Annotated in this window: 19 protein-coding genes; 5 read left to right on the top strand and 14 right to left on the bottom strand. The window is 67.5% G+C overall.

Annotated features, from left to right (window positions below):
* Position 1: 1 nt before the first annotated feature.
* The 7 genes from JL11_RS08335 to JL11_RS08365 form a co-directional block, all read right to left on the bottom strand.
* On the bottom strand, positions 2-466 hold the full coding sequence (locus tag JL11_RS08335; protein WP_054766878.1) for a DUF411 domain-containing protein: 465 nt from the start codon (positions 464-466) through the stop codon (positions 2-4).
* A gap of 92 nt (positions 467-558) precedes the next feature.
* Positions 559-930: a copper-binding protein gene (locus JL11_RS08340; RefSeq protein ID WP_054765265.1), complete on the bottom strand. Its 372-nt coding sequence runs from the start codon at positions 928-930 to the stop codon at positions 559-561.
* On the bottom strand, positions 927-4,076 hold the full coding sequence (locus tag JL11_RS08345) for an efflux RND transporter permease subunit (protein ID WP_054765266.1): 3,150 nt from the start codon (positions 4,074-4,076) through the stop codon (positions 927-929). Before JL11_RS08345 ends, JL11_RS08340 begins: the two co-directional genes overlap by 4 nt.
* On the bottom strand, positions 4,073-5,542 hold the full coding sequence (locus JL11_RS08350; RefSeq protein ID WP_054766879.1) for an efflux RND transporter periplasmic adaptor subunit: 1,470 nt from the start codon (positions 5,540-5,542) through the stop codon (positions 4,073-4,075). The genes JL11_RS08345 and JL11_RS08350 overlap by 4 nt, the downstream gene beginning before the upstream one ends.
* Before the next feature lie 8 nt (positions 5,543-5,550).
* Positions 5,551-6,825, bottom strand: a complete 1,275-nt coding sequence (locus JL11_RS08355) for a TolC family protein (RefSeq protein ID WP_082382643.1) — start codon at positions 6,823-6,825, stop codon at positions 5,551-5,553.
* A 92-nt stretch (positions 6,826-6,917) separates the two neighbouring features.
* Complete coding sequence (locus JL11_RS08360; RefSeq protein ID WP_054765267.1) at positions 6,918-7,301, bottom strand: hypothetical protein; 384 nt, start codon at positions 7,299-7,301, stop codon at positions 6,918-6,920.
* A 34-nt stretch (positions 7,302-7,335) separates the two neighbouring features.
* Entirely contained in the window at positions 7,336-7,761 is a 426-nt protein-coding gene (locus JL11_RS08365; RefSeq protein WP_224761354.1) for a MerR family transcriptional regulator, read from the bottom strand.
* Between the two features lie 78 nt (positions 7,762-7,839).
* On the opposite strand from JL11_RS08365, the gene JL11_RS08370 reads away from it, so the two are divergent.
* The 5 genes from JL11_RS08370 to JL11_RS08385 all read left to right on the top strand — a co-directional run bounded on the left by JL11_RS08370 (position 7,840) and on the right by JL11_RS08385 (position 12,236).
* Positions 7,840-8,229 carry a hypothetical protein gene (locus JL11_RS08370; protein ID WP_054765269.1) on the top strand — a complete coding sequence of 130 codons (390 nt, stop codon included), beginning with the start codon at positions 7,840-7,842 and terminating at the stop codon, positions 8,227-8,229.
* A complete protein-coding gene (locus JL11_RS17190) occupies positions 8,226-8,444 on the top strand; it encodes a GDCCVxC domain-containing (seleno)protein (protein ID WP_082382644.1) in 219 nt (72 codons plus the stop codon). The genes JL11_RS08370 and JL11_RS17190 overlap by 4 nt, the downstream gene beginning before the upstream one ends.
* A 9-nt stretch (positions 8,445-8,453) precedes the next feature.
* Entirely contained in the window at positions 8,454-8,813 is a 360-nt protein-coding gene (locus JL11_RS08375; RefSeq protein ID WP_054765270.1) for a bleomycin resistance protein, read from the top strand.
* 357 nt (positions 8,814-9,170) lie between these two features.
* Complete coding sequence (locus tag JL11_RS08380) at positions 9,171-11,177, top strand: ParB/RepB/Spo0J family partition protein (RefSeq protein ID WP_054765271.1); 2,007 nt, start codon at positions 9,171-9,173, stop codon at positions 11,175-11,177.
* Between the two features lie 147 nt (positions 11,178-11,324).
* Positions 11,325-12,236, top strand: a complete 912-nt coding sequence (locus JL11_RS08385) for a HEPN domain-containing protein (RefSeq protein WP_054765272.1) — start codon at positions 11,325-11,327, stop codon at positions 12,234-12,236.
* Between the two features lie 107 nt (positions 12,237-12,343).
* Here the strand turns inward: JL11_RS08385 and JL11_RS08390 are convergent, their stop codons facing one another.
* The 7 genes from JL11_RS08390 to JL11_RS08420 all read right to left on the bottom strand — a co-directional run bounded on the left by JL11_RS08390 (position 12,344) and on the right by JL11_RS08420 (position 22,961).
* A complete protein-coding gene (locus tag JL11_RS08390) occupies positions 12,344-13,858 on the bottom strand; it encodes an argonaute/piwi family protein (protein WP_054765273.1) in 1,515 nt (504 codons plus the stop codon).
* Positions 13,855-15,246 (bottom strand): toll/interleukin-1 receptor domain-containing protein, encoded by a 1,392-nt coding sequence (locus JL11_RS08395; protein WP_054765274.1) that lies wholly within the window; start codon positions 15,244-15,246, stop codon positions 13,855-13,857. Before JL11_RS08395 ends, JL11_RS08390 begins: the two co-directional genes overlap by 4 nt.
* 169 nt (positions 15,247-15,415) lie before the next feature.
* Positions 15,416-16,609 carry a chromate efflux transporter gene (gene chrA, locus JL11_RS08400; RefSeq protein ID WP_054766881.1) on the bottom strand — a complete coding sequence of 398 codons (1,194 nt, stop codon included), beginning with the start codon at positions 16,607-16,609 and terminating at the stop codon, positions 15,416-15,418.
* Between the two features lie 367 nt (positions 16,610-16,976).
* Positions 16,977-18,116: a hybrid sensor histidine kinase/response regulator gene (locus JL11_RS08405; RefSeq protein WP_054765275.1), complete on the bottom strand. Its 1,140-nt coding sequence runs from the start codon at positions 18,114-18,116 to the stop codon at positions 16,977-16,979.
* Positions 18,113-18,700, bottom strand: a complete 588-nt coding sequence (locus JL11_RS08410) for a chemotaxis protein CheB (RefSeq protein WP_054765276.1) — start codon at positions 18,698-18,700, stop codon at positions 18,113-18,115. The genes JL11_RS08405 and JL11_RS08410 overlap by 4 nt, the downstream gene beginning before the upstream one ends.
* On the bottom strand, positions 18,697-19,521 hold the full coding sequence (locus JL11_RS08415) for a CheR family methyltransferase (protein ID WP_054765277.1): 825 nt from the start codon (positions 19,519-19,521) through the stop codon (positions 18,697-18,699). The genes JL11_RS08410 and JL11_RS08415 overlap by 4 nt, the downstream gene beginning before the upstream one ends.
* A gap of 8 nt (positions 19,522-19,529) precedes the next feature.
* On the bottom strand, positions 19,530-22,961 hold the full coding sequence (locus tag JL11_RS08420) for a response regulator (RefSeq protein ID WP_054765278.1): 3,432 nt from the start codon (positions 22,959-22,961) through the stop codon (positions 19,530-19,532).
* Positions 22,962-23,013: the final 52 nt, after the last annotated feature.

The following is a 23,013-nucleotide window of genomic DNA, read 5'->3' on the forward strand; positions in this document are numbered from 1 at the left end:
GTCAGCCGCCGTTGTGCCGACCCCACACCCGGGTCGATCCGTCGGCGAGGATCAGAACGGTCTGATAGGGCTCGCGCCCGGCCGCCTCCATGCCCGGAGAACCGGCCGGCATGCCTGGGGCGCTCAACGCCCGGGCGGTGGGACGTTCGCGGAGCAGGCGGTCGATGTCTCCGGCCGGGACGTGGCCCTCCACGGCGTAGGCGCCGACGACGGCGGTATGGCAGGACGCCAGGCGGTCCGGAATGCCGTAGCGGGCGCGGATCGGGGCCAGATCCTCGCGTTCGACGACCTCGACCGTCCATCCGGCCTGGCGCATATGGGCGATCCAGCCGCCGCAGCAGCCGCACCAGGGGGTCTTGTAGGCGGTCATGCGCTTGTCCGGCGCGGCCTGAGCAAAGCCGGCTATGGCGAGGGCCGGAAGGGTGGCCAGCAGGGCGCGGCGTGAGGCGGATACGGCCGATGTCATGGAAACCTTCATTCAGCTGACGCACGGAGCCTAGGCCGATGACGGCGGGGCCGCGACGTCCGTGATGTCGCGGCCCCGGCGTTTCAGCCGATCTATTCCGGGCTGATGGCGGTGATCTCGGCGGCGCCGTCCTTCATCACCAGGTCGAACCTGACCCTGTCGCCGGTCTTGACCGTCGCCAGCAGCGCCGGGGGGGTCTTGAAGGCCATCGTCATGGCCGGCCAGCCGATGTTCGGGATCGGCCCGTGGTCCAAGGTCACGGTTCCGGCGGCCGCGTCGATGGCGGTCACGACGCCGGTTCCGTGGCCCGTCTTGTCCGCCGTCGCGGCGGGCGCCATCGGCGCCATGCCGGGTTCGGCGGCAGCGGGTTCAGCCGCTGGCGTGGCGGCCTTATCGGCGGGCTGGCCGCAGGCGGCGAGCAGGGCGGCTGAAGCCAGGGCGGTCAGGGTCAGGTAGCGCTTCATGGGGTGTCTCCTTGAGTTGAAGCGATGGAAGGGAAACGTCGACGTCTCAGGAGCAGGTAAGCCGCGGGGATCACCAGCATCGAGAGCAGGGGGGCGGTCAGCATGCCGCCGATCATGGGCGCGGCGATGCGGCTCATGACCTCCGAACCGGCGCCATGGCCGATCAGGATAGGGAAGAGGCCGGCGAGGATCACCGCCACGGTCATGGCCTTGGGGCGCACCCGTAGAAGCGCGCCTTCGCGTACGGCCTCGACGACCTGGTCCGGCGACGGCGCGGGGCCTCGGTCGGCCAGGGCGTGTTTGAGGTAGATCAGCATGACCACGCCGAACTCCGCCGAGACCCCGGCCAGGGCGATGAAGCCCACGCCGGTCGCGACGGATTGGTGATAGCCCATCAGGTAGAGGATCCAGACGCCGCCGGTCAGGGCGAACGGCAGGGTCGCCATGATCATGGCGGCCTCGTCCAGCCGGCGGAAGGTCAGGTAGAGCAGGCCGAAGATGATCAGCAGGGTGACCGGCACGACGAGCATCAATCGCGCCTCGGCCCGCTGCAGATATTCGAACTGGCCGGCGTAGGCGACGCTGACCCCGGGCGTGAGCCGCACATCCCGGGCGACCGCTGTCTTGAGATCGTCCACGACCGAGGCCAGGTCGCGGCCGCGCACGTCGATATAGACCCAGGTCGAAGGGCGGCCGTTTTCGGTCTTGAGCATCGGCGGGCCGTCGGCGATGCGGATGTCGGCGACCGTGCCGAGGGTGATCTGCTGGCCGCCGGGGGTCAGCACCGGCAGCGCCCGCAGGCCCTCCAGGCTGTCGCGCAGCTCGCGCGGATAACGGACGTTGATCGGATAGCGGGCCAGGCCCTCGACCGTCTGGCCGATGGTCTCGCCGCCGATGGCGCCGGCGACGATCGACTGTACGTCAGCGATGTTCAGGCCGTAGCGGGCGGCGGCGGCGCGGTCGATGTCGACATCGACGTAGCGGCCGCCGGTCAGCCGCTCGGCCAGGGCCGAGCTGACCCCGGGCACCCTCTTGGCCGCCTGTTCGACCTCGGCGGCGATGCGGTCGATCTCGGCCAGGTCCGCGCCCGAGACCTTGACCCCGATCGGGCTCTTGATCCCGGTCGCCAGCATGTCGATGCGATTGCGGATAGGGGGCACCCAGACATTGGCCAGGCCCGGGACCTGGACGGCCCGGTCGAGTTCCTCGACCAGCTTGTCCGGCGTCATGCCCGGCCGCCACTGGTCGCGCGGCTTGAACTGGATGGTGGTCTCGAACATCTCCAACGGCGCGGGATCGGTGGCGGTTTCAGCGCGGCCGGCCTTGCCGAACACCGTCTTCACTTCGGGCACCGTCAGGATCATGCGATCGGTCTGCTGCAGCAGTTCCGAGGCTTTCGCCGCCGACAGCCCCGGCAGGGCCGAGGGCATATACAGCAGGTCGCCCTCGTCCATATTGGGCAGGAATTCGCCACCCAGGCGGCTGAGCGGCCAGGCCGTGGTGGCCAGGACGAGCGCGGCCAGAACCAGCGTCAGCCGGGGCCGGCCCATCACCCAGTCCAGCGCAGGCCGATAGGCCCGCGTCAGTGCGCGATTCAACGGATTGTCGGCCTCGGCCGGGATGCGGCCTCGGATCAGATAGCCCATCAGCACAGGGACCAGGGTGATCGACAGGATCGCGGCGGCGGCCATGGCGTAGGATTTGGTGAAGGCCAGCGGCGCGAACAGCCGGCCCTCCTGGGCCTGCAGGCTGAACACAGGCACGAACGACAGGGTGATGATCACCAGGCTGAGGAACAGCGCCGGCCCGACCTCGGCCGCCGCGTCGGTGACGATCCGCCAGCGGGTCTCGCCGGCGAGGCGCTCGCCCGGATGCTCATGCTCCCAGCGCTCGATATGCTTGTGGGCGTTCTCGATCATCACCACCGCCGCATCGACCATTGCCCCGACGGCGATGGCGATGCCGCCCAGCGACATGATGTTGGCGTCCACGCCCTGGACGCGCATGACCAGCAAGGCCGCCAGGACCCCCAGGGGCAGGGTTATAACCGCGACAAGGGCCGAACGGACGTGCCAGAGGAACAGGGCGCAGACCAGGGCCACGACCAGGAACTCCTCCAGCAACTTGCCGCTCAGATTGGCGATGGCCCGGTCGATCAGCTGTGAGCGGTCATAGGTCGTGACCACCTCCACTCCGGGCGGCAGGCTCGCCTTCAAGGTCTGGAGCTTGGCGCGGACGCCTGCGATGGCGGCGCGGGCGTTCTCGCCGGAGCGCAGGATCACCACGCCGCCGGCGACTTCGCCCTGGCCGTTCAGTTCGGCGATGCCGCGTCGCATCTCCGGACCGATCTGGACCGTCGCCACATCGCCGAGCCGGATCGGTACGCCGCCTGCGGCGGCGCGGATGGGCACGGCCCGGAAATCGTCCAGGTCGGTCAGGTAGCCATTGGCCCGGACCATGTATTCGGCCTCGGCCAGTTCCAGCACCGAGCCGCCGGTCTCCTGATTGGCGCGCTGGATGGCCTCGACGACGGCTTGGTGGGTGACGCCGTAGCCGGCGAGCCGGGCCGGATCGAGGACCACCTGGTATTGCTTGACCATGCCGCCGACGCTGGCGACTTCAGCTACGCCCGGCACGGTCTTGAGCTCATAGCGCAAGAACCAGTCCTGCAGGGACCGCAGCTGCGACAGGTCGTGGCGGCCGGTCCGATCGACCAGGGCGTATTCGTAGATCCAGCCCACGCCGGTGGCGTCCGGCCCAAGCGCCGGTCGGGCGCTCTCGGGCAACCTGGACTGAGCCTGGTTGAGGTATTCCAGCACCCGTGAGCGGGCCCAGTAGAGGTCGGTCCCGTCGTCGAACAGCACATAGACGAAACTGTCGCCGAAGAAGGAATAGCCGCGCACCGTGCGCGCGCCCGGGACGGACATCATTGTCGTGGCCAACGGATAGGTGACCTGGTTCTCGACGATCTGGGGCGCCTGGCCCGGATAGCTCGTGCGGATGACGACCTGAACGTCGCTGAGGTCCGGCAGGGCGTCGACCGGGGTGCTGCGCGCGGCCCACAGACCGGCGGCGAGTAGGGCCAGCGCCGCAAGCAGGACGAAGACGCGGGCCTTGACCGAGGCGCGGATGACGGCGGCGATCACGGTCTGGCCTCGACGGGGGTGAGACGCAGGATCGTCGCCTTGCCGGCCTTCAGCTCGAAGTCGAGGCGGACCCGGTCGCCGACGGCCAGGCCGCGCGTACGGGCGGCGTCGGGAAGGTCGAAGGCCATGGTCATGGCCGGCCAGTTCAAGCTGGCGATCGGCGGATGCGAAATGGTGATTGACCCGGGCGTCAAGGCTTCGACCCGTCCCGTCGTCTGGTGGACTGTCGGAGCGGCCGCCGCCGTCGCGGCGCCGGGCGATCCGATCGGCCGCGCCTCGACCCCTGAGAGGCTGGCTTCGGAATCGATCAGGAACTGGCCGGAGGCCACCACCCGCTCCCCTTCGGCGAGGCCGGCGAGGACTTCGCTCTGGCCGGCGGCCTCGCGGCCGATACGGACCTCGGCCGGGCGGAACCGCCCGCCCGGCTCGGCCAGCATGACCAGCGTACGGGTTCCGGTGCGGATCACCGCTTCGGAAGGGACGACCAGGGCGTCAGTTCCGCCACCGCCGAGGGCGATCTGGCCGAACATCCCCGGCCGCAGCCGGCCGCCACGGTTGGCGAGTTCGACGCGCCCGGTGACCGTGCGACTCTCGCCGGCCACCTCGGGCAGCAGAGCCGTGAGACGACCGGTGAACCGCTCGCCCGGGAAGGCGGCGAGCGTGACGTCCACCATCTGACCGGTGCGCAGGCGGCCGGCTAGGGCTTCAGGAACGGCGGCGTTGAGCCAGACCGTCGACAGGCCGTTGATCTCAGCCAGGGTCGCGCCCGCCGGGACGCTCATGCCAGACCGGACGCCCAAGGTGCGGATCACGCCGCCGATGGGACTGGTGACGGTGATGACGGTGCGCGGCCGGCCGCTCCGCTCGACCGAAGTGATCAGGCTCTCGGGCATGCCCAGCAGCACCAGGCGCTGGCGCGCCGCCTCGATCAGGCGATCGTCGCCGCTGCGCCGCACCGCCAGATACTCGGTCTGGGCCCCGCCCCAGTCCGGGACGAGCAGATCGGCCAGCGGCGCCCCGGCGACGATGATGTCGCCGGGCGCGCGATTGTAGGTCCGCTGCACGAATCCGGCGGCTCGGACCTGGACGACGGCGATGTCGCGCTGGTTGAAATCGACCACGGCGGTGGCGGTCAGATCGTCCGCCAGCCGACCTTGTCGCGCCGTGGCGAAGCGGACGCCCAAGGCCTGAATTCGGGACGGGTCGATGCGGACGCCCGGCGCCGCGCCGGCCTCGTCGGCGTAGCGAGGAACCAGCTGCATATCCATGAAGGGCGATTTGCCAGGTGCGTCGAAATGCTGGTCCGGGACCATGGGATCGTACCAGTAGAGCACGGCGCGGCCGTCGCCCGAGGCGGCGGTCGGCGCCTTGGCGGCCGGCAGCCATCGGCCGGCCAGCAGGCCGCCGCCCAGGCCGACGGCGAGCAACAGGACGGCCGCCGCCGCCAGCCGGGCGCGGGGGGACATGAGGCGGGTCATTGATCGGCGCTCCCATAGATGAGCGTGAGCCGCACGGCGTCGCGGGCCACGGCGGCCTCGCGGTCCAACGCCTCCAGGCGGGCGTCGGCGACGGCGGTGAAGGCTTCCAGCACCTCGCCGATCCCGGCGCGGCCCGCGCCGTAGCTGGCGGTCTCCAGGTCCGCGCGCCGCAGGGCGTCAGGCAGGACCACGTCCCGCGCCCTCAGCCATTGGTCGTGATGCATGACATGGTCTGCGAGGTCGCTCTCGAGCTGAGCCCGCAGCGTCCGCAGCGCGGCCTCGCGCTCGACACGGACCCGGGCGGCGTCGGCGGACCGGGCCGCGATCACCGGAGCCTGTCGCTGGTCGGCGAACAGAGGCAACCTGACACGCGCGCCGACCGAGACCATGTCGCCGAACATCGGGTCGCGTCGGCCGTACTCGACCTCGAACGCCCAGTCGGGCCTTTGCCCGGCCTGGGCCATGGCGACATCGGCGTCGGCGCGCGTGCCCGCCGCGGCGTAGGCCTGCAGCATCGGCAGGCGGTCCAGGGCGGCCCGCAGGGTCGCAGGATCGACCTCGACGTGAGGCGGCGTCCCGGCGGTCGTGGGCGCGGGATCGTCAGTCCAGCGGGTCACCTCAGCGCGCGCCCGGGCCTCGTCGGCCCGCAGGCCCGCGAGTCGATCTTCCAGGGCGGCCCTGAGGCGGACGGGCGCCAGCCCCGTCGCCGGCCGGTCGGCGCCCGAGGCGACGCCGGCGGGGGCGGCCTCCCACAGCGGCTCCAGGGTCGCCAGGACCTCTTCGACCGCGCGGCGCTTGCGGTCGGCGTAGTGCAGGTCGATCCAGGCCAGCCCCGCCGCGAGGCGGACGTCGCGCCGGGCGATGCCCGCCCGGGCCTCGGCCACGCCGATGTCGGCGTCGGCGACCGCGCGTTCGGCGCGCCGCCGCTCGCCGCTCGGCACGCTCTGCATCAGGCCGATGCGGGCCATGGTCATCTCGTCGTCGCCGAAGCGGCCGGCCATCGGACCCGACACCGGAAAATTGTCGACGCCGAAGGTCAACTCCGGGTCCGGCAGTCGTCCGGCCGCGTCGGCGCCGGAGCGGGCGGCTGCGACCTCCAGGTCGCTGGCTCTCAGATCCGGCGCCGACTCGGCCCGGGTCAGGGCCTGGTCGAACGTAAGGGGGTCGGCGAGGGCGGGCCCGGACGCGTGGAGCAGGGCGATCAGGCTCGCCGCGAGGCCGGCGCGGCGCGGCGCGACGCCTGGCGCGGTCGGCCAAATGGGGTTCGACATGGGTCAAGGTCCGAAAGTTGACGAGGCTCGAGCGAGCGCGACGGACGGCGGCGCGACGCCAGACGGCGTCGGCAGTCGTTCAGGGCGTGGCTTCAGGCCTGGGGCTTTGGAGGACCTTGCAGCGGCCGCGGACCGACTCCGTCGCGGTCGGTGTCGGCCGGACGCAGGACGGCCAGACGATGTGGGGGAAACGGGGCGGCCAGCGCCGCCGGGCCGGGGAAGGGAACGGCCAGGCCGGCGCAGCCGACCTTGGCGAGGCAGGCGGAGCTCATGTCCCGGCACGGCGCCTTGGACTTGGAGGACGGGTCAGAAACCGGCGCGGCCGTTTCGGGGCAGTCCGGACAGCAGTCCGACATGTCCATCGTGGTCGCCGTCGCCGGCGTCATCGGGGGCGAAGGGGTCGCATGCGCCGTCGTCTGACCGACGAAGCCGGTCAGGGCCAAGGCGACGAGAAGGGAGCGGATCAGGGCCCACATGCGAACCCGACTAGGCTCCTCACGCCATGCCGAGTCAAGATCGACGGGTCTGGAGCAAGGCCCTCGCCGGCTCCGATGAGCCGAGTTCGGCGATGACCGGGCAGTGGATTCGCCGGCCCGCCTCGCAGGCGTCGACCGCTTGCTGGAGCACACCCCGCAATCTTTGAAGGTCGGCGATCCTGGCGTCGATGCCGGCGACATGCTCGCTCGCAAGGTCCCTGATCTGGGCGCAGGCTTGCAGGCCCGGTTCGCTAAGCGCGATCAGCTTGCGAATGGCGTCGACGCCGAATCCCAGCTCCCGCGAGCGGCGAATGAACCGCAGCCTCTCGAGATGTTCGGGGTCATAGCTGCGGTGGCCGCCGCGGGTGCGGCCCGGCTTCGGCATCAGGCCGATGCCTTCGTAGTAGCGCACCGTTTCGAGGTTCACGCCGGCGCCCGCCGCCAACTTTCCGATCGTCAAGACACTCGCCGACATTTCCGCTTGATCCCGTAGCCGCTACGGGTTGCATCCTAGCGATCGATCGAGCGAGGGAAAGCCATGGACGCGCCAGAAAACAAAAACGGAAACGTTCCGGAGATGGCGGTCAGCGTGTCAGCCGCCGCCGGCGCCGCCGCGTCCCTGTTCGCTTGGGCCGCCTGTTGCGTCCTGCCGCTCGCGCTCTCGCTCGCAGGGGTCACGTTCGCGGGAGCGGCGGTGATCGCCGGGATGCGCGGCTGGCTGACGCTCGTCGCGATCGCGGCCTTGCTCGCAGGATGGGCGCTTCACTGGCGGCGGCGCCAGCGATGTCGCCGCGATGCGTCGTGCCGGCGGCCGTCGCGTGTGGCGTTCTGGCTGCTCGTGGCGGCCACGGTGCTGGTCACGCTGTCTCTGGCCTGGCAACCCATCATCGAGCCGTGGGCGCTGCCCCGCCTGGCGGTGGCCCGATGACGGCCGCGGTGGAGTTGCAGTCCACGCTGGTGTGCCCGCACTGCGGCCACTCTGCGACCGAGACCATGCCCACGAACGCCTGCCTGTATTTCTATGACTGCCTGGGCTGCGGTCGAACGCTCAAGCCCAAGGCCGGTGACTGTTGCGTCTTCTGCTCCTACGCCGACGTGCCCTGTCCGCCGATCCAGGTGGATGGAAAGGGTTGCTGCGCTTAGTCTGGCGCGATGAGCGATCACGCAACCCCCAACCTCCCGTCCCGCGACTTCGAAGCGACCTCGCGCTTCTACATCGCCCTTGGCTTCGTCCAGGGTTGGCGCGACGACGGCTGGATGATCCTGACGCGTGGCGAACTGACGCTGGAGTTCTTCCCCCATCCCGACCTCGACCCGTCGACCAACGACTTCAGCTGCTGCCTGCGACTGGACGATCTCGACACTTTCTATGAGATCTGCAAGTCGACGGGACTCGCCGAAACCTGCTGGGGCCAGCCGCGCCTGCATGCGCCGAGGGTCGAGGACTGGGGCGGCTGGGTGGGCGCCCTGATCGATCCCGACGGAACGCTGCTTCGACTGATACAAAACTGAGGCCGCCGGAGATCCCGGCGCGACAATCGGCCGGGCGCAAAGTGTCCGCGCCACGCCCTTGCGACGCTTCAGGTCTGGAGGCGCGCGACCGCGCCGGCGACGCCGCCGCCAAGAGCTAAGGGCGACGCCCTCGCGCAGGCCAGGGTAAAGCGGCTTCGCCGCCGGCCCGGCCGGTCTCCCCGACCTTCCGCGCAGGCGAAGGGCGTCATGCCAATCATCACGGTCAGGCTTGTGCAGGTCGGGCGATCCCCCTCCGGCCGGTCCGCCCTGGCCCTTGCTACCCCGGTCTCGCCGACGGGCAGGGTTTCAGGCGCGCGGTTCGCGTGCCTGCAACCCTTGCCCAAAGGAGGCAGAGACATGACTGCTCAATCCACCCAAACCGCCCCGACCGAAGCGACCGCGCCGCAGCATGGCGCGGAGGTGATCGTGCCGCTGAACCAGCTCAAGGCCTCGCCGAAGAATGCGAGGAAGACCCCGCACAGCCCGGCGACCATCGAGGCCTTCGCGGCCTCCATCAAGGCCAAGGGAGTGTTGCAGCCGCCTGTGGTCGAGGTCGAGCGGGACGGGGAGGGCGTTCCGACCGGGAACTACCTCGTGACCATCGGCGAGGGCCGCCGTCAGGGGCTGCGGCTGTTGGCCAAGCGCAAGGCGATCAAGCGGACCCATCCGGTGCGCTGCATCGTGGACGCCGAGAACGACGCCCACGAGATCAGTCTCGACGAGAACATGACGCGCGAGGCCATGCATCCCGCCGACCAGTTCGAGGCCTTCCAGCGGCTCGCCGAAGAGAGGGGTTACGGCGCCGAGGAGATCGGCGCCCGGTTCGGGGTGTCGGCCCATGTCGTGCGTCAGCGGCTGCGGCTGGGCGCGGCGGCGCCTGAATTGATGGCGGCCTATCGGGCCGGGGCGCTGGCCTTGGACCAGCTGATGGCCTTCTGCGTCAGCGAGGATCAGAACCGGCAGCGGCAGGTGTTCGAGCAGTTGGGCGAGTATCGTCCCGTCCACGCCATTCGCCGGGCCATGACCGAGGCCAAGGTGGCGGTGGGCGACCGGCGCGTCCGCTTCGTCGGCGTCGAGGCCTATGAGGCGGCGGGCGGGGGAATCCTCCGGGATTTGTTCACTGAGGATGGTGGGGGCTGGCTGGAGGACGTGGTCCTGCTCGACCGGCTCGTCGGCGAGAAGCTGACCGGTTTGGCTGACGAAGCGCGCGGGCGGGAGGGCTGGAAGTGGGCCGAAGCGGCTCTGGAGTATCCCGACCTGTCCGCGTTCGGTCGCGTCTATCCGGTCGCGGTCGAACGGTCGGAGGCTGACGCCGCCGAGATCGCGGCCCTGTCCGAGGAGTACGACGGCATCGTTTCGGAGGCCGGTGACGACGGCCTGTCCCCCGAGGCCGACGCGCGGCTGGAGGAGATCGACAAGGCCTTGCAGGCCTTCGGTCCCGACTTCGCCTACGCCCCCGAGGCCAGGGCGCGCGCCGGGGTCATGGTGATGCTCGGCCACGACGGCCTCGCCCGCTTCGAACGCGGTCTGGTCCGGGCCGAGGACGTGCCCGCCGATCCGCCGTCGCCGTGGTCGGAGGAAGAGGCGGCGGACGACGGTGCGGACGGTGGGGCGCAGGCAGGCGCGGACGCGCCCCACGAGGGCGGAGCGGCGTTGTCGGACCGGCTGCTGATCGACCTGACGGCCCACAGGACCATGGGGCTGCGTGACGCGGTGCAGGCCGATGTCAACGCGGCGCTCGCGACCGTGGTCCACGCCCTCGTCCTGCAGGTCTTCTATCCGGGCTACGGCGTCTGGACGCCCCTGCAGCTTCGGCTGACGACCACGGGGCTGGAGCGGCTGGCGCCGGGGGTGGACGACGGTCCCGCCGGTCGGCGGGTCCGCGACCGGTGCGAGGCGTGGGGCGCGCGTCTGCCCGAGCGCCCCCAAGACCTCTGGGGTGTCGTGGCCGCGCTGGCCCCGTCGGACCAGTTGGACCTGATGGCCTGTTGCGCCGGGGTCGGTCTCTACGCCGTGCGCGATCCGCACGACCGCAGGCCCGGCGCCTTGGCGCAGGCCGAGACGCTGGCCACGGCGGTCGGACTGGACATGACCGGCACATGGTCGGCGACGGCGGCCAGCTACTTCACCCGTGTCGCCAAACCCAAGGTGCTGGAGGCGGTGACGGAGGCGGCAGGCGCCCAAGAGGCCGGGCGGATCGCCGGGTTCAAGAAGGCGGACATGGCCGAGGCCGCCGAGCGGCTGGTCGAGGGCAAGGGGTGGTTGCCCGCGCCGCTGCGGACGGTGTCGGACGCGGCGGAGCCGGAAGAGCCGGGCGCCGAAGCGCCAAGTGATGACGACGCCTATTCGTTCGCCGCAGAATAGAACCGTCCGGGACGAAAACTCGCCGCGCGCCCTTTGGGGGCGCGCGGCTTTTTCGTTTGGCGAAATCAGGCATGACATCAAGGCTAAGGTCGACAGAAAGGCCGTTTCAGCCTTGCCGTGTGCGGCCGTATCGCGGAGACTCCGGCCATGAAGACGAGCCTTGATCATCTGCCGCCGCGCAAGCAGGCCGAACTCCGCCAGGTGGTCGAGACTGTGCGCGCGGCTTTCGAGGAGGCGACCGCCACCCGGCGCGCTGATCGGCTCAAGCACGGCAAGATCCTCAAGATCATTCTCTATGGCAGCTATGCGCGCGGCGACTGGGTGCACGACCCGGTCGGACGGTATTTTTCGGACTTCGATCTACTGATCGTCGTCGATCATGAAGACCTCACCGACCGCGAATTCTGGCACGAGGCCGAGAACCGGACGATGCCCATCGGTCCGGACATTCGCACCCCCGTCAGCTTGATCGTCCATTCGCTCGACGACGTGAACGACCAGCTGGACCGTGGGCGGTACTTCTTCGCCGACATCGTGCGCGAAGGCGTGGTGGTCTACGATACCCCGGCGGGCAAGCTGCACAAGCCGGCCGATTTGAGAGCGCGTCTCGCGCTGGAGGAAGCGCAGCGACACTACGAGAAGTGGATGGCGAGCTCGGCAGAGTTTCAGGCTGGTGCTCGCTTCTATATCCAACGTGAAAGCGCCAACCTGGCCGCCTTCTCCTTGCATCAAGCGTCAGAGCATCTCTACCACTGCGTCTTGCTCGTCACGACGCTGTACAGCGGCAAGGCTCATAACCTCGCCTTCCTCCGGAAAAAGGCCGAGGGCATCGACACCCGGCTCGCCGACGCGTGGCCCCGTGAAACCAAGTTCGAACGCCGCTGCTTCGAGCTTCTCCGTGAGGCCTATGTGAAGGCGCGCTACTCCGAGCACTTCAAGATCACTGCCGAGGAGCTCGCATGGTTGGCCGAGCGGGTCGATGTGCTTCGCGGCCTGACGGCGACCATTTGCACCGAACGGCTGGAAGATCTCCGTAGGCAAGCTGAAGCCGAAGGCTAACGAGTCGCCGACACGACTGCTGCTGACTCAAAGGCGAACTTGGGAAGCTCTGCTTTCGGGCGGCCTCTAGTGGATGCGGGCCCGCGACGCCCCGGGCGCGATTGCGATCAGATATAATATCGGAACGGCAACGGCGCGGTGATGTCGGTCGGGCCTGCCGTAAGTATTTCACCGGTCAGGTCAGCGAAGCGCAGCGTGACCGGCAGGCCGTCCGCGAAGCCGGCGTTGTTGAAGTTCAGTTTGGTCAGCGACATTAGGTCGGTGAGTACTTGCCGGATGTCCGCCTCGCCTTGGACGATGTCTACGGTGATGGGGTTCGGCACCTCCCGGCCCGGATAGGTGTTAAGCCGAGGCGTGAAGCCGGTCGTCCAGAGGTAGGCGCGACGATCCGAGGCGAGGATGGCGGTCCCCCGCAACACCGGCCGACTGCCGTAGCGAAACAGCTTCAACTCGTTCTGCCGCCGGATGCGAATGCCGACCAGTCTGGTCTCCGGGGGCACGGTCGATTGGAAACCCTCCCATTCCGCCGTCTCAAACCACGTCTTGCCGTGGATGAACAATTCGGCTGGCGGGCGGCCGTGCATCTCGGTGTAGGAGGCGATCACCATCCCCATCAGTTCCGCGGCCTTTTCGCGGCTCAGGTGGAAGCTGTGGTCGGTGGATGAGAACCAAGGTCCGACGGCGCCCTTGAAAACCACGCCTTCGCCAGAATCCAGAAACATCTGGGCACCGCAACAGGCGTTGTCGCGGCCGTTGGCGTTTTCGATGTGTTTGAACACCAGCCCGACATAGCAAACGCCCTCGCGGACCTCTGCGACCCGCCACGGGCGGCCGCCCGCCTTGTAGAAGCTGGTCGTGGCGAGGTTCCAAGCGACCGACGCCGGATCCTGCAGGGACCTGCGGGCACCTTCCTCGAACTCGGAAGGGGTCAGGGTCGTTTCCCGAACCACCTGCAAGACCTGGCCCGTGTCGAGCAGCCGAGCCTTCAGCTGATTGTGGAAGTTGAGCTCATACTCATAGAGCGCGGCGGCCTCCATCTCTTCGACGAAGAGCGAGCCTGCCGACAGGATGGACTTCGCAGCTCGACGCCCGATCGTTCCTGATGCCTTCTCCCGTTGTTCTCGAGGCACGATGGATTTCGGCCGACCGAACCGATGCACCTCTTCGGGGATGACCACGAACCAGAACTGCGGTCGGGCTTCCTGCTCGCGCAGGTATTTCCGCAAGGCGTCGCCATAGACATCGACCGCGCGGAAAATCCCGTCATGTCGATCCTCGCTGCGGATGCGGCGGCTCAGAAGATCGCCGTCGATCGTGATCTTGGCAAAGGGCGTCGCGGGCCAGGGCACGCCGAACGCGGCCTGAAATCCCGGCCACATCGTCTTGTTCTCTTCGCGGCCGCTTTCCGGAGCCGCGATCGTCGCGCCCAAGGCCTTCACCCAGGTCTCGTACCGCCTGATCCCCTCCAGCGTTCCGATCACGCCCACATCCATGCGCGCGGGATTCTGGTTGGAGGCCGGCGGGCCGAACAGGAATAGGCCGTCCTTTGGATGCTCGGTCTTCTGGTTGAAGCCAAAGCTAAGCATCGGTTCGTCGATGTGCGTCAGTGTCCAGTCGCTCATGCCTCGTCCTCAGCATCAGCATCGAAGACGCCGTCGTCGTCATCATCCTCCGGTTCGTCCGGATCTTCAGCGTCGTCCTGGAACTGGAGATCTCCGACGATGTGTCTCTGGGCGGTCAGCTGCAGCAGCCGACCGGCGAGGGTTAGTCTCTGGTCTCCGTCGAGTGGAATGACGCAGTCCGACTGTCCGTCCGCCAGCCAGGCGGCGAAGGCTTCCTGAAGCTGGCGCCAGTGCTGGTTCCACCAATTCTTGCAGAACCGCCTGCGTATCGGTGTCGTTCGCTTCGGATCCGTGATTGCAGCCTGCCCGTCGTCGGAGAAAGCGACATAGGGCTTGAACCGAACGAACGCCGGCGGTCCGAGGACGACAGTCACCTTCATTGCCAGATGCCAGAAGACGCGGTTCCGCTCGCTGCGACCCACGACCTTCTTGTAGGTCCGCTTTCCGGACGCGGCCGTATAGATGACTTTGTTGTTGGCGAGGAGATCGGCCGGGAAATAGAAGGCCGATCCCGAGCGCTGCTCCAGGGGTTTGAGGCCGCGGCTGAGCAGATGCCGCTCCACATGCTCCCGGAACAAGGCCGTGGCGATATTGTGAGCGTCGCCGCGCTTGGGACTCGTGACGTCGGCTGAGGGGCCCTGCAGAAAGTCCTCCAGCGGACGTTCGGCGCGGAGCTCGGCGACAAACGGCGTCGGCAGGGCCGCATTCACCTCATCGAGGTCGGCGAAGGTCAAAAGCAACTGATAGAAGACCGAGAAGGGAATCCCGCTCGGGCGCAGCGACTGCGCGACGATTGCGGCGTCCGCGTTGACCTTTAGATAGCGCAGTGTGGCCGGCAGAGAGTTGATGGGAGACAGGCTGGTCAGCACAGGCTCCGGCTCGGCGTTGACGAGGGCTGCGGTCTTGGCCGCGTCCTGTCGCCATCGTTCGAACTCGGCGGTCTGGTCGTGCTCAAGGCGAGGCACGTTGGCGGTGTCGAGCGTGTCGAGCAGTTCAACGAGTTTAGGACCCCAGCCCTTGCTGAAATCGATGGCGTTGAGCTGGTGCACGAGGATCGGAAAGTCGGCGAAGGCGACGCCGTCGATCCGAACCGGGATGATGAAGCTTGGGTCCGCCAGCGTTTTCCGCACCGCGTCGGCCACGGAGAGCTCGTTTCTTACCCCTTGGCGCTGGGGATCGACGCTCTCAGTCGAGGCAACGAAGATGACCTTGCAGGCGTGCTCCCGAAGCGCGTCCTCGATCGTGCTCCAGAACGGCGTTCCGCCCTTCAAGCCGAACATGTCCGCCCATACTTTGTAGCCGTGGCCCGTAAGTCTCGCGCCGAGCCAACGGACAAAATCGTTGTCGTCCGGCGTGGCGTGGCAGATGAAAATGGTGTCCCGAGACATGTGGCCGCCGAATCAGTTCAGCCCAGTCTAGTCCGCTCCGGACCGCGAACCGCCAGTTGAATTGATGGTCTCCGCCAGACCGCGCGCGCCTCCTCGCCCCAAAGTCCGCGCTCCGGCATGCCCTCAAGGTCCGAAACTGGCGCTGTCCTGACAGGGCTTGCACCAGCGATCATCTGAACACCGCCCATCCGGCCAGAGCCGCACCCAAGAGGACGACGGCCGGAGCGTAGCGACTTTTCCAGAACCAGACGGTCGTCAGTGCAAGGACGAAGATTGCAATTGCGGCCGGCGCCGACGGCACGCGCTGCAGGGTGGCCCAACCCAGCTGAACGCAGGTCGCCGCGATGATGCCGACGACCGCGGCGGCAACGCCCGCCAGCACCCGGTGCAGTCTCTCGTCGGCGACGACCCGTTCGAGCCGCTCATAAAGGACCATCGAGAAAGCAAACGCAGGCAGGAAGACGCCGGCCGTCATTGCGAGGGCGCCGCTCCAGCCGCCGACAATGAAGCCGACGAAGGTGCAGAAGATTACGAGCGGCGCCGGAATGACGCCTGCGAAAGCGACGCCGTCGAGGAACTGCCCGTCATTCATCAGGCCACGTCCGACGGTGTCGGTTCGGACGTATGGGATGGCCGTATAGGCTCCACCGAACGTCAGGAGCCCCGCCTTCAGTCCCGTCCAGAACATCGCCAGCGCGCCGGCTCCGGCTTCCCCGGCATGGATCAGGGCGCCGTCGAGCGGGTTGTGGGCCAAGGCGACAAGAACGCAGAAGGTCACTGCGGCCGTTCCGGCGATGACGTATCGACCGCCTTTGACCAGGGCATAGGTCGTCCCACCCGCCAGAAGCACGAGCCAAAAGCTCACTCCCGCAAGCGTCGCAACGAAGCCGACCAGGGCGACGCCCCAAAGCCAGCCGTCCTCCAGGATGTGCGAGCCGATCTTGTGCACGGCTCTGGCGATGATAGCGATGACGGCCGACTGAACGCCAAGAAAGGCGCCTGCGAGTACGGCCATCAGGGGGGCAAACTCGACGTAGGCCCAGCCGATCGCCAGCATGATCAGCAGACCCGGCGTCATGAATCCCAGCCCGGCAAGAAGCCCGCCGAGGCGACCCTTCGCCCGCATCCCCAGATGCACGCAGAGTTCGTGGGCTTCCGGCCCCGGCAAGATCTGGAGCACGGCTAGGAGACGGTTAAAATGCGCGCTGGAAATCCAGTGCTCATCCTCGACCAGATCGCGTCGGATCATGGCGATCTGTGCGACGGGGCCTCCGAAGGCGAGCAGTCCAAAGCGCAGGAAGCGGAGGAAAAGATCGAGGTGGCTCAGTGCGGGCGGGGTCGGTTCACCGTCAATGTTCGTCACAGGCATTGCTCCCGCCCACGCTGGCAGGGCGTGGAAAATGGAGCGGAGCTTGACGAGCGAGCGTCTGATCGAGCGTCCGCGTGTGCCCGCCAGCGTAGCCTAGTTTCGTCCGGATTGGCTGCCAAGTCCCGGAAGACGCTCGCCGGCGGGCTGAGATCGATTACAAGTTGATCGAAAGCAACGTCTACTTTCCGCCGAGGCGTCTCGGTCCGCTGTTGGCGCAGGCCTGAAGTCCGTATTGATGAACTCCGCTAGGGGGCGACAAGCTCACCGGCCAGGTTCTTGGGTGTCAGTACGAGCGCCACCAGGTGAAACTTCGGCAGAGGCGCGCAACGAATAGACCTGCACGCTGATGCCGAGGTGCGGGTCAAAGTGCGCGCGGCAGCCGAACCTTGAATGTGCTCCCCCGTCCCGGGCCATCGCTTCGGACAGTGATGTCGCCCTTGTGCAGTTGGACCAACTGCCGGACCAGCGCCAAGCCGATGCCGAGTCCCTCGGCGGAGCGTCCGTCGGGGCCCGGGGCCTGGGTGTATAGGTCGAAGATTCCGTCCTGCATTTCGGGGGGAATACCGATCCCGTTGTCCGAGACCTCGAAGTCGACGGTGTCGGCCTCAAGCCTGGTGACGAGGCACAGGACCCCTTCCGGCGGGGTGTATTTGGCGGCATTTGTCAGCAGGTTGCTGAGGATCTGGGACACGCGGGTGAAGTCCGCCATGATCCAGGCGGCTTCGACGGGGCCCTCTATCTTCAGGCTGTGGCGACCGGCGGTCACCTTTGGTCGGCTGGTGTCGACGGCCGAGTCCAGCACGGTCTGGACCGACACCCGCTCCAGCCGCAGGGTAATCTTTCCCTGGTCAATCCGGGTGACGTCCAGGAGGTCCTCTATCAGGCGAGACAGGTGGTGAACCTGAGTGGTCATACGGGCTCGCACCACGACGGCGGCGTCTGCTCCAGCGTCCCGCTCCAACAGTTGGAGACCCGCCTGCAGCGCCATCAGCGGGTTGCGCAGCTCATGTCCCAGCACCGCCAGAAATTCGTTCTTGCGTCGGTCCGCGGCAACCAGGGCGGCGGCATGGGCATCCAGTTCATCGCGTTGGCGCACGACCTCGTGGCGGTAGTCGTAGAGATCAATGAAGACCTCTACCTTGCTTCGCAGCACGTCCGGCTCGATCGGCTTCTGGATAAAGTCCACCGCCCCGGCCTCATAGCCCCGGAAGCGCCGCTGCCGGTCTGCACTGCCCGCGGTGACGAAGATGATCGGGATATGGCGGGTGCGGGTATTGCCGCGCATGAACTCGGCCAGCTGGAAGCCGTCCATACCCGGCATCTGCACGTCGAGCAGGGCCAACGCCACGTCAGTAGTGAGCAGGATTTCCAGCGCCTCGTCGCCGGAGCGTGCCTTGAGCACCTGTAAGCTGTCGCGGCGCAACAGAGCCTCAAGCGCGACCAGGTTCTCCTCGAGGTCGTCCACGATCAAGACGGTTGCGGGCGTGGGGTGGGCGGTCATCTGGCGCTCCAGTCGGCGAGGCGGGCGGCGAGGGCCGCGAGCGAAAGTGGCTGGGCGCGTGGGCAGGCGGTCAAGGCCGCTTCCGGCATGGCGGAGGCGGCGGCCTGCGTCGGATCCTGCACCATGGCGAAACCGCCGGCGCGCGCCACCGCCGCCAGACCGGCCGCCCCGTCATCATTGGCGCCGGTCAGGATCACCCCGGCCAAGCCGGCGCCCCATGCGTCGGCGGCGCTTTCGAACAGGACATCGATCGACGGGCGGGAATAGTGCACAGCCTCATCCGAGGACAGGGCCAGGTCGCCGGTCTGTTCGACCAGCAGATGATAGTCCGGCGGCGCGAAATAGATTGTGCCGGGGCAGGCCGGTTCCTTGTCCTCCGCCTCCTTTATGTGCAAGCCGCAGCGGGTCTGCAGCAGTGGGACCAGCATATTGTCGCGATCGGGCGGGACGTGGACGGCGACCAGGATCGGCGGGCTGTAGGCGGGCAGGGCCGGCAGCAGGGCGAGAAGGGCCTCGACAGCGCCGGCCGAGGCGCCGATGACGATCGCGGAGCGGGCGCGGGCGGGGACGACGGCGTCGGTCATGCGGCCTGCTTACGGTAGATCTTCTCGTCGCCGACAAACTCGGTGAAGGCTCCTGCGTGGCTGGAGAAACGCAGGCTTTCGCGCGAACCCAAGCCGAGGAAACCGTTGCGCGGAAGGGTATCGTGGAACAGCCCGATGGCCCTGTCCTGCAGCTCACGATCAAAATAGATCATCACATTGCGGCAGGACACCAGCTGCATTTCGGCGAAGACGGCGTCGGTCACCAAGCTGTGGTCGGAGAAAACCACCCTTTCGCGGAGGCTCTTATCGAAGACGGCCCGGCCGTAGTCGGCGGTGTAATAGTCCGACAGTGAGGAACGCCCCCCGGACTTCTGGTGGTTTTCGGTGAAACGTCGAATTCTGTCCAAGGGATAGACCCCGGCCTCGGCCGCGCGCAGGGCTTCGGGATTTATGTCGGTCGCGTAGAACAGGGTGCGGTCGTAGAGGCTCTCTTCCTTGAACAGAATTGCGAGCGAATAGACCTCCTCGCCGTGGCTGCAGCCCGCAACCCAGACTTTTAGCGACGGCCAGGTACGCAGGTGCGGCACCACTTTCTCGCGCAGCGCCCGAAAATAGCCGGGGTCCCGGAACATCTCGCTGACCTGCACGGTCAGATAGCCCAGCATGCGCGACAGCATGGCAGGCTCGTGCAGCAGGGCCGCCTGCAGCGCTGAGAAATTGGCGAAGCCCATCTGGTCGCGGGCTTGGGTCAGCCGACGCTTTATCGACGCGCGGGCGTAGTGTCGGAAGTCAAAATGATACCGCTGATGGAGCGCCTCCAGCAGCAGCTGGATTTCCAGGTCTTCCAAGCTTTCTGGCATGGCAGGTCTCAGCGGGACATCCACACACGGACGAGGGACAGCAGCTTGTCCACATCCAGCGGCTTGGCCATATAATCGTTGGCGCCCGCGGCGAGGCAGCGCTCCTGGTCGTCCGGCATGGCCTTGGCAGTCAGCATTAGTATGGGGAGCTTGCCGAAGCGGCTGTCCTCGCGGATCCGGCGCGTGGCCGTCAGGCCGTCCATCACGGGCATCATCACGTCCATCAGCACCAGATCGATCCCTTGCGAAGGATCGGACGCAGCGGCCTCGAGCTGGTCGAGCGCCTCCTGGCCGTTGCGCGCGATCGCCACCACGGCGCCCTTCGGCTCAAGAACATTCGTCAACGAATAGACGTTGCGCACGTCGTCCTCGACGATGAGGATCCTGCGGCCCTCGAGCACTGCGTCGCGGTTGCGGGCCTTGCGGATCATACTCTGCTGCTCGGGCGGCAGGTCCGACACGACCTGGTGCAGGAAGAGGGAGACCTCGTCCAGCAGGCGTTCGGGCGATTTGGCGCCCTTTATGATGATGGAACTGGAGTAGCGACGTAGCTGTTGCTCAAGCTCTGCCGAGAGGTCCTGGCCGGTGTAGACAATCACCGGTGGATAGGCGTGCTCGTGGTCCCGGCTGAGCGTCTCCAGCAACCCCGTCCCTGAGGCGTCAGGCAGGGTCAGGTCCAGCACCATGCAGTCAAAGGTCTGTTCCGCCAGGGCTGTCAGGCATTCGGCGGCCGTTCCGACGCCGACGGTCTCGACCTGGTCGGACGCGAGCAGGGCTTGGACAGCCTCGCGCTGGACAAGGTCGTCCTCGACGATGAGCACGCGACGTACCGTGCGCTCAAGGGTCTTCTCCAGCCCCGACAGCACCTCTGCGAGGTCTTCACGCTTGACCGGCTTCAGCGTGTAGCCGCGCGCGCCCAGCGCCAGGGCCGTATGACTATGATCCTCGGCCGAGACAATGTGGATGGGAATGTGGCGCGTCTGGTCATCGCGCTTAAGGCTGTCCAGCACCGTGAGCCCCGACTGGTCCGGCAGGCCGATGTCGAGGACGATGGCGCTGGGCGAATGGCGGCGGGCGAGCGCCAAAGCGTCCGCGGCGGTGCCGGCGACCAGGCACTGGAAACCAAGCTCGCGCGACAGGTCGCGCAGAATGCCGGCGAAGCGGTCATCGTCCTCGATCACCAGCAGGAGACGGCGCGACCCGCTGAGCGCATTGCGGTCGTCCTCGATGGCGCGCGGCATGGGAGCGACGCGCCCGATTTTCGTTGGAGCACCGGCAGCCTTGGGCGTAAGGCCGACGCGGGCCTCCAGTGCGGGGACGGGCGCTTGGACCGCGGGCGAATAGGTCTGCGGCAGGTTCAGGGTGAAGGTCGAGCCTTCGCCCGGCGCGCTGCGCAGGCTGATCGAGCCGCCGAGCAGGCGCGCCAGTTCGCGCGAGATGGACAGGCCCAGGCCTGTGCCGCCGAAGCGCCGGCTGATGCCGCTATCCGCCTGCTGGAAGGCCTCGAACACCGCAGCCTGCTGATCCGGCGAGATACCGATGCCGGTGTCTTCCACAGCGAAGCGAACCCGGCGGTCATCAGCCGTGACCGACAACCGTACGGAGCCAGCCTCGGTAAACTTGACGGCGTTGGACAGCAGATTCTTGAGGATCTGTTCAAGCCGCTGGCGATCGGTCTCCAGAATGTCGGGCACATCGCCTTCGACCGAGATCGCCAGCTCAAGGCCGCGCTCCTCCGCCACCGGCCGGAACAGCTGATCCAGGTCCGCGGCCACGCGCTGCAGGGACACCCCTTCGGGGCGCATCTCGACGTGGCCGGCCTCGATCTTGGACAGGTCGAGGATGTCGTTGATCAGGGTCAGCAGGTCGTTGCCCGAGGACTGGATGGTGTCGGCGTAGCGCACCTGCTCCTCGCTGAGGTTGCCGTCGGCGTTGTCGCCTAGCAGCTTGGAGAGGATCAGCAGGGAGTTGAGCGGCGTGCGCAGCTCATGGGACATGTTCGCCAGGAAGTCGGACTTGTACTGGCTTGCCTGTTCGAGCTGATCGGCGCGCGCGTTTAGTTCCGCACTGGCGCGCTCCAGATCATCCTTCTGGGTCTCCAGGGTCTGAGCCTGTTCCTCCAGCTGGCTGTTCGTCTGCTCCAGCTCGACCTGCTGTTGCTCAAGCCGCACCTGGGATTCCTTTAGGGCGCGGCTCTGTTCCTCCAGTTCCTCATTGGAGACGCGCAGCTCCTCGCTCTGCACCTGTAGTTCTTCAGCCTGGCGCTGGGTCTCCTCCAAGGCGTTCTGAAGGTCGGAGCGGTAGCGGGCGGAACGCAGGGCCACGCCGATGGCGTCTTCCGCCTCGCTCAAGAGCTGCAGCACCAGCGCGTCGGGTTCGTGCAGGAAGCCCAGTTCGATGACGCCATTGATGACGCCCTCGGCGCGCGTCGGGGCGATGACCAAGTGGCGGGGCGCACCTTCGCCCAAGGCCGATCCGATGGTCAGATAGTCTTCGGGAACGTCGTTGAGCAAGGTGGGGCGTCCATCGGCAGCGACCTGGCCGAGCAGCCCTTCGCGCAGGCGGAACTCGGTCGGGACGCGAGCCCCGGCGGGTGCGCCGAGAAGCGCCGCGCGGCGGAAGTGACCTGACTCGCCCTTGAACAGGGCCGCCGCCTGAGCTCCGACGTAGCGCGAAAGCCAGCCCAACACGCCGTCGGACAGCTCCTCGATGGTCAGGTCGCCGCCCATGGCTTCGGTCAGGCCTACCTTGCCGGTCTGTAGCCAGTCCTCGCGGGTGCGGGCCCGGGCGCTGCGGCGGATAAGCAGGAAGACGGAGACAGTCAGGATCGCGCCAAACAGGGCGGAAAGCAGGCCGCTGATCAGAGCGGTCCGGTAGGCCGCTTCCATGTCAATGAGCAGTTGCTGGCGCTGGCGAAGGACCTCGGCGCGGATGGCGGCCACGTGGTCGCGGATGCCATCCATGTCGGACAAACCTTGGTCGGTCAGGATGAGCGCCCGTGCGGGCTCAAGACCCTCGGCGCGTCGGACCGCTACAATGCGAGCGAGCTCGGCCATCTTGGAGTCGAGGTGGCGTTTGAGGGGGGCGATGGTCCCGCGCTGGCGCGGGTTGTCTGCGGTCAATTCAACGAGGGTCTCGAACCGGTCCGTGACGACTGGATGGGCCCGCTCATAGGGGGCGAGATACCGGGCATCTCCAGTCAGGACGAAGCCGCGCTGGCCGGTCTCAGCGTCTTGCACCGCACTGAGCAGTTCATCAGCGGTGATCATCACCGTATGGGTTTTGATGACCTGTTGATTGGTTGTGCGGAGCCCGGAAACGTTCGCGTAGGCGATAAACCCGCTAACGAGGAAGAACACCAGAACTGCCGCAAGGCCCGCGGCGGCCCAGACTTCAAGCCGGGAAGGGCGCAGGAAGGTACGGGTCTTGTTCTTGAACATCCGGGCTCGTCGGCAGGTGAGGACAGAACCTGCCTACCTTCCGGGGGCGAAT

It is taken from the genome of Brevundimonas sp. DS20, assembly GCF_001310255.1.
GTDB classification, from domain to species: Bacteria; Pseudomonadota; Alphaproteobacteria; order Caulobacterales; family Caulobacteraceae; genus Brevundimonas; species Brevundimonas aurantiaca.